The organism is Nitrincola sp. A-D6, from assembly GCF_000764495.1.
Classification (GTDB): domain Bacteria; phylum Pseudomonadota; class Gammaproteobacteria; order Pseudomonadales; family Balneatricaceae; genus Nitrincola.
Genome location: NZ_JRLB01000086.1, coordinates 1 through 9760, shown reverse-complemented (window position 1 = coordinate 9760; position 9760 = coordinate 1). Strand labels below are relative to the sequence as shown.

Annotated in this window: 14 protein-coding genes; 9 read left to right on the top strand and 5 right to left on the bottom strand. The window is 51.1% G+C overall.

Translation table 11 applies throughout. The features are described 5' to 3' along the window. A partial coding sequence (locus tag LH51_RS13740; protein ID WP_036523079.1) for an inositol monophosphatase family protein occupies nucleotides 1–473 on the top strand: 473 nt, incomplete at its 5' end. Nucleotides 474–484: 11 nt separating this feature from the next. After that, a complete protein-coding gene (locus tag LH51_RS13735) occupies nucleotides 485–1270 on the top strand; it encodes a DeoR/GlpR family DNA-binding transcription regulator (RefSeq protein WP_036523072.1) in 786 nt (261 codons plus the stop codon). A 24-nt stretch (nucleotides 1271–1294) separates the two neighbouring features. On the opposite strand, the gene LH51_RS13730 is transcribed toward LH51_RS13735, so the two are convergent. The 3 genes from LH51_RS13730 to LH51_RS13720 are packed head-to-tail and all read right to left on the bottom strand — an operon-like array spanning nucleotide 1295 to nucleotide 3029. Continuing rightward, nucleotides 1295–1612 (bottom strand): HigA family addiction module antitoxin, encoded by a 318-nt coding sequence (locus LH51_RS13730; RefSeq protein ID WP_036523069.1) that lies wholly within the window; start codon nucleotides 1610–1612, stop codon nucleotides 1295–1297. Between the two features lie 10 nt (nucleotides 1613–1622). Beyond that, entirely contained in the window at nucleotides 1623–2039 is a 417-nt protein-coding gene (locus LH51_RS13725; RefSeq protein ID WP_235263745.1) for a type II toxin-antitoxin system RelE/ParE family toxin, read from the bottom strand. A gap of 24 nt (nucleotides 2040–2063) precedes the next feature. Beyond that, nucleotides 2064–3029 carry a LysR family transcriptional regulator gene (locus LH51_RS13720; RefSeq protein ID WP_036523066.1) on the bottom strand — a complete coding sequence of 322 codons (966 nt, stop codon included), beginning with the start codon at nucleotides 3027–3029 and terminating at the stop codon, nucleotides 2064–2066. 112 nt (nucleotides 3030–3141) lie between these two features. Between LH51_RS13720 and LH51_RS13715 the strand changes: the two genes are divergently transcribed. From LH51_RS13715 to cobB, 4 genes are read left to right on the top strand one after another with little or no spacing between them, the layout of a single operon-like run. Continuing rightward, on the top strand, nucleotides 3142–4083 hold the full coding sequence (locus tag LH51_RS13715; protein ID WP_036523065.1) for a sodium-dependent bicarbonate transport family permease: 942 nt from the start codon (nucleotides 3142–3144) through the stop codon (nucleotides 4081–4083). Between the two features lie 30 nt (nucleotides 4084–4113). Beyond that, a complete protein-coding gene (locus tag LH51_RS24385; protein ID WP_327125177.1) occupies nucleotides 4114–4959 on the top strand; it encodes an ABC transporter transmembrane domain-containing protein in 846 nt (281 codons plus the stop codon). A gap of 37 nt (nucleotides 4960–4996) precedes the next feature. Beyond that, complete coding sequence (locus tag LH51_RS24380; protein ID WP_327125176.1) at nucleotides 4997–5905, top strand: ABC transporter ATP-binding protein; 909 nt, start codon at nucleotides 4997–4999, stop codon at nucleotides 5903–5905. Then, nucleotides 5902–6618: a Sir2 family NAD+-dependent deacetylase gene (gene cobB / locus LH51_RS13705; RefSeq protein WP_036523062.1), complete on the top strand. Its 717-nt coding sequence runs from the start codon at nucleotides 5902–5904 to the stop codon at nucleotides 6616–6618. Before LH51_RS24380 ends, cobB begins: the two co-directional genes overlap by 4 nt. Nucleotides 6619–6729: 111 nt before the next feature. Here cobB and LH51_RS13700 read toward each other — a convergent pair whose 3' ends face one another. Together LH51_RS13700 and LH51_RS13695 are read right to left on the bottom strand one after the other, a co-directional pair. Continuing rightward, nucleotides 6730–7719 carry a tRNA-queuosine alpha-mannosyltransferase domain-containing protein gene (locus tag LH51_RS13700; protein ID WP_200882005.1) on the bottom strand — a complete coding sequence of 330 codons (990 nt, stop codon included), beginning with the start codon at nucleotides 7717–7719 and terminating at the stop codon, nucleotides 6730–6732. Between the two features lie 126 nt (nucleotides 7720–7845). Beyond that, nucleotides 7846–8259 carry a DUF4399 domain-containing protein gene (locus LH51_RS13695; protein WP_036523060.1) on the bottom strand — a complete coding sequence of 138 codons (414 nt, stop codon included), beginning with the start codon at nucleotides 8257–8259 and terminating at the stop codon, nucleotides 7846–7848. A gap of 147 nt (nucleotides 8260–8406) precedes the next feature. On the opposite strand from LH51_RS13695, the gene LH51_RS20605 reads away from it, so the two are divergent. The 3 genes from LH51_RS20605 to LH51_RS13685 form a co-directional block, all read left to right on the top strand. Then, nucleotides 8407–8670, top strand: a complete 264-nt coding sequence (locus LH51_RS20605; protein WP_144244281.1) for a hypothetical protein — start codon at nucleotides 8407–8409, stop codon at nucleotides 8668–8670. 77 nt (nucleotides 8671–8747) lie between these two features. Further along, complete coding sequence (locus LH51_RS13690; RefSeq protein WP_144244280.1) at nucleotides 8748–9101, top strand: hypothetical protein; 354 nt, start codon at nucleotides 8748–8750, stop codon at nucleotides 9099–9101. An 83-nt stretch (nucleotides 9102–9184) separates the two neighbouring features. Further along, a partial coding sequence (locus LH51_RS13685) for an alcohol dehydrogenase catalytic domain-containing protein (protein WP_036523057.1) occupies nucleotides 9185–9760 on the top strand: 576 nt, incomplete at its 3' end.

Sequence of the window (9760 nt, the reverse complement as noted above, 5' to 3'; positions counted from 1 at the left end):
GCGAGCCTTGTTTGGGCATCATCGAGATGCCAGCGTTGGAAGAGTCTTGGGTGGGAATTAAAGGCCAGGGAACGTTTTTCAGTGATCGACGTAGCGAGGATAAACCCTGCCAGGTCAGTGCTTGCCGACAGCTATCCGAGGCGTGTTTTTACACCACATCGCTGTATTACTTTAGCGAAGCTGATCGCCGAGCCGTGGAACAGGTGATTGCACAGGTTGCTGTGCCGCGTTTTGGTGGTGATTGTTATGGTTATGGCTTGCTTGCATCCGGCTTGATTGATTTGGTGATTGAATCGCAATTGCAGCCGTTCGATTTTCTCTCCCTGATACCGATTATTGAAGAGGCCGGTGGCATAATAACGGATTGGCAGGGTGCCACACTGACATCAGCGTCGGATGGTCGCGTGATTGCGGCGGCGACACCGGAGCTGCATCAGCAGGCGATGCAGTGGTTAAATCAATACTGTGACTGAGAACAGGATCTATGTGGCACGAAGAACGACATCTACGTATCAGAACCCTTCTGGCAACCTTTGGGCGTATTAGTGTTGACCGGATCGTAACGGAAATGCAGGTCTCACGTGAAACCGCCCGTCGTGATTTGATGGACATGGAGGCTGCCGGGGAGTTGCGCCGAGTACGTGGTGGTGCGGTGGCAATCACGGACGCAGTGGAGCCGCCATTTGCCGAACGCGCACAGATCAGATTGAAAGAAAAGCGGCTGATAGCACGAACGGCAGCGGCTTTGGTCAGTGGTGGACAAACCCTGTTTCTGGATGCTGGCAGCACCACAACGCTGTTAGCTGAAGCACTGTCCGCCTTGAGTGGCCTGACACTGATTACCAATTCCATTGAGGCGGCGCAGAAGTTGCGTGAAGCCGATGGCATGGAAAATCGAGAGAATCGTATCGTATTGCTGGGCGGTGAGCTGAGTCGTGAACTGCCTGCGACGTTTGGCGCGGGTACTATCAATGAGCTGAGTCGCTATCATGTCGATGTAGCTATGTTGTCACCCTATGGTATAGATGCCGAGCAGGGAGCTGGCAGTTTTGATCTTCAGGAGGCTGAAATTGCTCGGGCGATGGTTGGTCATGCACATCAGGTGATGATTCTGGCTGATTATTCCAAGATAGGTACTGTCAGTCGGGTAGCCTACTGCCCGCCTGAATTAATTGACCATCTAATCGTTGATGCCAAAGCTGTCAGTCAGCAGGGTTGGGAAGAGTTATCTCAGCGGGTCAAGCGGGTAACAGTTGCACCTCGCCGCTAAGAGGGCAATAGCTTTTGGTATTGACTAGGCGGCGACCAAAGGGCGTGCATGTTTCAGCTTGTCAGCCAAAACATTACTGTGTTGAGCCAGCCACATGTCATTGATGAGCTGGAGGTTAAGCCAAAACTCAGGTGTTGTCCCCAGGACCTTCGCCAGCAAAAAAGCTGTTTCTGCAGTTATGCCACGCCGCCCACCGCATAACTCATTGACGGTCTTCCTGCCTACGCCCATAGCTTTTGCCAGTTCACCCTGTGTGATGCCCAGAGGTTCAAGAAACTCTTCTTTGAGCATAACGCCTACACGGGTAGGTTGATGAGCTGGAATTTTTAGTGCTTCAACCATAATTCACCTCTTACTTATATGTATGGGGATCCAGATGCAGATCGTTAGCTTCGCCTGCACTCCATTGGAATATCAGGCGGTATTGCTTGTTAACGCGGATCGAACACCAGTTCTTTAGATTACCTTCAAGATGCTCAAAGCGGTTGCCTGGTGGTACCCTTAAGTCCTTCTCACCTTTTGCAACATGGATAATATCAAGCTTGCGTTTTAGCGCACTTTCAATTGTGCTAGGTATGTTGGATGACTTTTCACCACAAAAGTAATAGTCATCCAGCCATTGATCGCGGAAGGTGTTAATCATTGTAAATAGTATCCTGTATCGATACATGTTACAAGTGTTTTTAGGAAGAAGGTAGGCATCATTAATTCCTTTTAATAGCCATTTGTCCGTTTTAGTATTTTTCATCATACGTCGATATGCATTCATTTTTAACTCTTGGTGTGAATTAATTTACTCCACATCCAACGTAGATAGAGCCTTCAGCAATTGATCGGTTTCATGGCAGACATAGTCCGGGTCCAGGTAGTTTTCCAGTTGGGCGTCTGCAAAGGTCAAAAAGCGCCGTGCCGCATGCGGCAGGCGCCGGTCTCGGCGAACAATAAAATGCCAATGGCTTTCCAGCGAAAAACCAGGGACAGACAGTTCAACCAGCCCGGCCGCACCGGCAGGAATCACATGACGGGAGATTACGGCAATCCCCATACCTGCCGCGACTCCGACACGTATGGCTTCGTTGCTGGCCATCTGCAGGCTGCGGTTTAGCTGCAATCCCTGGGTTTGCAGCCAGCCATCGAAGAGCATGCGGGTGGCTGAACCCGGCTCTCGCAGTAGAAATCGCTCCTTCAACAGATCCGTCATACTGAGGTTTGGTTGCTGTGCCAATGGATGATCCATGGCGGCAATTATCACCAGTGGGTTACGCAGAAAACGTGCCGCAGCGGCATGATCCAGTGACGGAGGGTGGCTGAAGATATAGATATCATCCAGTTGCTGATTAAAGCGCTGCAATACCTGCTCGCGGTTACCGATTTCCAGGGTAAGGTCCACCTCGGGGAAGGTTTTGCTGTAAGGGCCCAGCAGGCGTGGCAAGACATACTGGGCGGTATTGACCATGGCAATACTGAAGCGCCCGTGTTGCCCGGCCTGCACACTGTGTAGCTGGTCTTGCAGATCATCAAAGCGACCGAGCATATCCAGTGCGGCGGCATAAACGATCTGTCCTGTGTCGGTGAGTTGAACTCCCTGGCGGTGCATGATCAGCAGGGGCTCTCCGACGGCTTCACTCAAACGCTTTAGTTGCAGTGAAACTGTTGGTTGGGTCAGGTGTAGCTGGCGAGCGGCCTCACTGAGGCTACCGGTTTTAATCACACAGCTAAATACTTCCAGCAAGCGAAATGTAAGGTGGCGTAGTTTCATATCAGTCCATGTATAGATGTTTATCTATACTCTATACGTAATAAGTTAATTAGTCTAAATGTTCGTATCAAGGCAAAATGCGCCAACATTCATTTGATGGAGTGAGATTGGTATGCCGGATATTGTGGTGATGTTTTTTTTGGTTGGACTGGTGGCGGGTCTGGTGCGTTCGGATCTCAGTGTCCCCAAAGCGGCCTATGACCTGCTTAGTCTGATGCTGATGCTGACCATCGGCTTGAAAGGCGGTTTTGCCCTGTATGGCCAGTTACGCCTGTCGCTGATTCCAGAGTTGCTTGGTGTTGCCATGATTGGTGCACTGACGCCGTTATTGTTGATTCCTTTATTGCGTCGTCTGGTTAAGTTGTCGTTTGCTGATAGTGCCAGTCTGGCTGCGCACTATGGCTCGGTAAGTGCTGGTACCTTTGCTGTTGCCTTGGCTTATACGCAAACACAGCAACTGACTGTGGGCTCAGAAGTGACCTTGTATTTAGTCATGTTGGAGCTGCCAGCCATTATTGTCGCCTTGTTACTCTACCGTCGTGCTGTCCCGGTTAAGGGGGCAACCCTATCAGGATTATGGCATGAGGCCCTGACCAATCGAGGAGTTATTCTGCTGGTGGGTGGTGTGATCATTGGCGTGATGTATGGTCCGGAGCAGGGTGCCAATGTGACCGGCTTGCTGACTGGCGCATTTCATGTGGTCTTAGCCTTGTTTCTGCTGGATATGGGCCTCACGGCTGCCACAACACTTCGGCCCTTCCCGAGGGCACAATGGCGGGTACTGGTGTTTGCGCTGGTGGCACCACCGATACTGGCTATGGCGGGTTTGTTTATGGGTATCTGGCTGGAATTGCCGGTTGGTTCGGTGGTGATTCTGGCCAGTATGACGGCCAGTGCATCCTATATAGCGGCACCAGCGGCTATCCGCAATGCGATTCCTGATGCCAATATCGGCTTGGCGATGTTGGCCGCGTTGGGTCTGACATTCCCGCTCAATGTGATTGTTGGTATTCCGTTGTATCATCACTGGCTGATCGCGTTACAATCACTGTAATCCCGCTCAGCCAGTATTAACAGGAAACCCATGACTCAATTGAAAGCACACCCAAGACTGTTGTTGCGTTTATCAGGGTTTTTATGGCCCTACAAACTGCAGATGACTATTGCCGCTATAGCGCTGGTCGTGGCTGCCGGGTGTGTGTTGCTGTTGGGTCAGGGGTTGCGACTGGTAGTAGACCGGGGCTTTGCCGCTAATGATGTGCAGTGGCTGAATTTCGGTTTGCTGGTGACCCTGGTTGTGGTGCTGGTGATGGCCATGGCGTCAGCCGCACGCTTTTACTTCGTCAGTTGGATTGGCGAGCGGCTGGCGGCGGATCTGCGCACTCAGGTGTTCAATCATCTGTTGACCCTGGAGCCGGAATTCTTTGCCCGTAATGGTGGCGGTGAGATTCAAAGTCGGCTGACAGCTGATACCACGGTCCTGCAAACCCTGTTCGGTTCATCGATCTCTATGGCCTTGCGTAACCTGCTGACCTTTATTGGTGCGCTGATTTTCCTGTTTATTACCAGTCCACTGCTGACTTTACTGGTGTTGGTGGGGATTCCGGTGACGGTAGTGCCGGTGGTCTGGTTTGGACGGCGTGTACGCAGCCTGTCACGCTCCAGTCAGGATCGGGTGGCGGAGCTGGGGAGTTATGCCGGTGAAGTGATTCACGGTATCGAAACTGTGCAGGCTTCGGTTCATGAGGCGGAGGATCAGCGTCACTATAAACACCGGGTAGAACAGGCGTTTCAAAGTGCGCGATCACGGATTGTGCAACGTTCGTTGTTAACTGGTTTTGCGCTGATGGTGATTTTTTCGGCGGTCGGACTGATTCTCTGGCAGGGTGGTCATGCGGTACTGGCAGGACGGATGAGCCAGGTGAACTGACGGCGTTTGTGTTCTATGCCTGATAGCCGCAGGTGCGGTGGCCACCCTGGCTGAGGTAGCCGGTGAAGTACAACGGGCGGCAGGTGCTACTGAGCGTTTGCTGGAACTGTTGGATGCTACGCCGGCCATCGTGTCACCTCTGTCAGTCACTCCCTTGCCTGTCCCTTTACAGGGTGAGGTAACTTTTCAGGGGGTCAGTTTTGTCTATCCGTCGCGCCCTGAAACACCGGTGATACATGATTTTTCTGTAACCATTCAGCCGGGTGAGCGCGTCGCCTTGGTGGGGCCATCTGGCGCAGGCAAATCCAGCCTGTTGAAATTGCTGCTGCGCTTTTATGATCCGGCGCAGGGTGAGATATGCCTGGATGGCATTAATATCAAAGAACTGGATCCCCAGGCACTGCGCAGCTGTATGGCTCTGGTGGCCCAGGAAACTATTCTGTTTACCGGTACGGTGGAAGAAAATCTGCGTTTTGGCCGTCCGGATGCTACGGAAGCTGAACTGATTGAAGCCGCATCTCAGGCCCAGGCCTGGGAATTTATTCAACGCTTGCCACTAGGGTTAAAAACACCTTTGGGCTCTGGTGGAATTCAGTTATCCGGTGGCCAGCGTCAGCGTATGGCGATTGCGCGGGCTTTGCTGCGTGATCCACGGGTGCTGTTATTGGATGAGGCCACCAGTGCCCTGGATGCGCAGAGTGAACAGCTGGTGCAGGCGGCTCTGGATCAACTGATGCAGGGGCGTACCTCACTGGTGATTGCGCATCGACTGTCGACGGTGGTTTCTGCCGATCGAATTCTGGTGATGGATCAGGGCCAATTAGTGGCTTCAGGTACACATCAGCAATTATTGCAGCAGTCTGACTTGTATCAGCGTCTGGCGGCTTTGCAGTTTGGTGACGATGTCAGTCGCACTGATACGATACAAACGGAGGCGTGTCTATGAAATTCAGGCATATTGTTGTACTCACCGGGGCGGGTATTTCAGCTGAATCGGGTATTCGGACCTTTCGTGATCAGAATGGCTTGTGGGAAGATCACCGCATAGAAGATGTTGCTACGCCGGAAGGGTTTCAACGCGATCCCGATTTGGTCTATAGCTTTTATAACCTCCGTCGCGCGCAGTTACAGGATCCAGCCATCGAACCAAATCCGGCACATCTGGCACTGGCTGAATTTGAAGCCAGTCACACCGCACGGGGAGGGCAGTTTACCCTGATCACCCAGAATGTAGATGACCTGCATCGGCGTGCCGGTAGCCGGAATATGATCGCCATGCATGGACAGTTGCAAAGTGCACTGTGTAGTCGCAGTGGTTTGTCCCACCCGTGGATTGGCTCTTTAAGCGCATCGGACCATTGCAGTTGCTGTGACACACCACAGGTATTACGCCCCGATATTGTCTGGTTCGGCGAGGTGCCGTATCAACTGGATGATTGCTTTAATGCGCTAGCGACAACGGATCTGTTTATCTCAATCGGCACCTCCGGAAAAGTTTATCCAGCGGCCGGATTTTTAGGTGTGGCTCAAGATGCTGGCGCCATGACGGTGGAACTGAATATGGAACCCACTCGCGAAGATTTTGATCAGGGCTATTACGGGCCAGCATCACAAGTGGTGGTTGAGTATCTTAATCGTTTAGAGGATCAAGCTGGCTGACCCCTTGATGGTTTCTTGATGCCTTTATCACTTGCCGATAAGTGGGAAGCAGTTGGGAAAGGCGCCAGTCATCTGGAACGGGTTGTTCTGGTGGGTTGTGTAACCAGTCAATCAGACGTTCGGCGGCGGCGTTAGCCTCGGCATCCGGGTCTTGGGGGTAGCTGGCGTAACACTGCTCAGCAGGGATGTACTCCGGATAGGCCAGTCTATTGGGTGCCAGCGCAAGGCAGCCAGAGGCATGGCTTCGAGCATGGAAAGGCCCTGAAAGTCATGCAGTGCAGTTGATAGCACGATATCGGCTTGCTGTAACAGTTGATGATATTCTTCAATCTGCGTTTGATAACCAAAATGCAATAAGCGGCTGTGATGTACCTGTTGAATCTGTGCAAAGGCTTCGGGCTGCTGTCGAAACTGCTCACCCACCAGACTTAAACGAAAATCCTGTCCACGTGATACCAGACTATCCAGTAGTTTCAGTAAACGATCCGGCCCCTTGTCATACTCCCAGCGGTGGTTCCAGAGCAGGTGAGGGCAGGTCGTATCAGTGAGACATTGCCGCTTAATAAAGAGTTTGTCTTCCAGTGGCACGGGTAAGATCGATGATTTGTTTAATAAAGCTTCGGGTAGCCCTTTGGGTAACTGATCCGGAAGTTTTTTGAACAGAGCAGAAACCCCCTGGAGAAAGCTCTGTCGATTCCATTCACTGTTAAATACTAGATGATCAGCCGCAACAGCACTGAATAGATTGATCATACAGGGTTCGACATTATTGGTTGCATGCGAGGATTCAGGAAATGCAAATTGATTTTCATGCATATACAGCAATGTTGGAACCGAAGTCAGTGTCTGATGAAACCCGCGCAGACCGACAAGATCAGTCATGGATGTCGCGATTATCAAATCCCAAGGCTCCTGCAGTGCCGGTTCATTCAACCAGCTTAAAGCGTTCCCGCGAATACGCCATCGAAAAAAGCGAGGCGGTAGTGTCAGGCAGTGCCAATCAAATTCAGGCAGGCTCATGATCAACTGCTCTCGCCAGCGCTTATGGCTGGCGGCATCATAGGCAGAGAGTAATAAAATTCTGGGGCGGGTTGAACTCATTAATAAAACTTAGGCCATTGTGCGTTGCTAAATATGTTCTATTGTCCCATAAACTGAATGGATTGTCGGCGCTGAGTATCAACAAAAATCCAACCACACCCGCATAGATTTGAAGCGGGGTCTTGCTTACTCCACCGTAATGGTTATTTTCTCAGAGGTCATTGGCTCAGGGTGGGGGATATGCATCATATCACCCAGTAGTAGCTGCAGCGTATGCTCTCCCGGCTCCAGTTCCAGGGTAACTTCGGTTTGTCCACCACCAAAATGCAAGTGGTGTTCATCCGCAGGTACTGGCATATCCATGGCGGGTAAGGTATCGACATCAATTAACAGATGGTGGTGCCCGGTGTTTGGGAAATCAGCACCAGCAGGCGCAACTCCCATGCCTTTCAGTCCAAAGTGCACAGTAACCGGGTTGCTCAGGGTTTCACCGTTGGCTGGAGAGATGATATAGAGCTTTTTCTCTTCGTCAGCAACAGATGACAGTGGCAACAGAAGTAAAAGCAGAAGTAGCGCTAAAAGAGGGGATTGCCATTTCATGATGAACTCCTTGTTATGCTTATTTTTGAGTGTGAGTGGCTGTATTCAGCCTAGATCAACCAGGTGGCTTGTCAAATAGAGCAATAACGATAATAGCTCCAATTAACACCTCCAAGCGTAAAAAGTACAAATAATCGGAGTGAACATATGTCAACTATCTACATCCTGGGAGGCGGCGCAATCGGCTTGGCAGTTGCTCGACTCAAAGCCATTACAGGTGCATCGGTTACCCTTATTACCAGACATCCAAAAGAGCTGCCTGACAATATTACTCAGATACACATCGCCTCCTGGGACTGGAATGAAATTATTCACACACTTCACAATCTCCCTTGCCCGATCAGTTTTTGGTTACCAATGGCCTGCTTTGGTCAGAAACACAAAAGCCAGAGAAGCGAACTGAGGCACTGACGCAGGAGGCGTTGCTTGCGTCTTTTTCAGCAAATGTATTAGTAACGGCCGCTTGTTTACAACACGTAAGTGGCCGCATGAAGCGCGATACAGTCTTAAGGTTTATGTCGATTTCAGCAAAAGTTGGCAGTATCAGCGATAATCGACTAGGTGGCTGGTATGCCTACCGTACTTCCAAAGCGGCACTGAATATGCTGGTCAAAACCACAGCAATAGAGTGGCAGCGGCGCTTTCCTTTATCGGCTTTGGCGACCTATCATCCGGGCACGACAGATAGTGGTTTGTCTGAACCTTTCCAACAGCGTGTGCCAGATGGTCAGCTTAAAACGCCTGAAGAAGCGGCGCATTGTTTAGTGGCCGTAATAGACTCTCTGGTTCCGGAAGCTAGTGGCCAATTATTGAGTTGGGAGGGTAATACACTGGCATTTTGATTTACATAACAGGGTGCTTCACCTAAAGTCGATACTGGATCCAATAATAAAAATCATCAGGAGGCTGCGTGATTCCTATTTCCATGAATGCGATGTGTTTGATGGGGCATGGTGGGCTGGAACAGTTGGTGTATCGTCAGGATATACCCGTGCCAACACCTAAAGACGATGAAGTCCTGGTTAAAGTCACTGCAACGGCAAAAAACAATACCGATAGAAAAGCGCGTGAAGGTTTATATCCGGTCGGGAGCAGCAATGAAGTCACCTCCTTTCAGATGGGTGGCTCGCCAACCCTGACTTTTCCCCGCATTCAGGGAGCGGATATTGTCGGTAGAATTGTTGCTGTGGGTGGCAATGTACCTGCATCACGCCTAGGTGAGCGTGGATTACTGGATTTTAATCTCTACCCGGATGAGCGTGAAGATCTTAACCTGATGCCCGACTATTATGGCCACGGAGCTGATGGGGGCTATGCTGAATATGTTGCGGTGAAGGCTAGTCAGTTTTATCACCAGCCCAATAACGACCTGGCCGATGCTGAACTGGCCGCGATGGGCATGTGTTCCTATCAGACGGCTTATCATATGTTAACGGCAGCTAATGTCTCTGCCGGTGAGCGTGTGCTGGTCTCAGGGCGAGCGGTGGGGTGGGTGACGGCG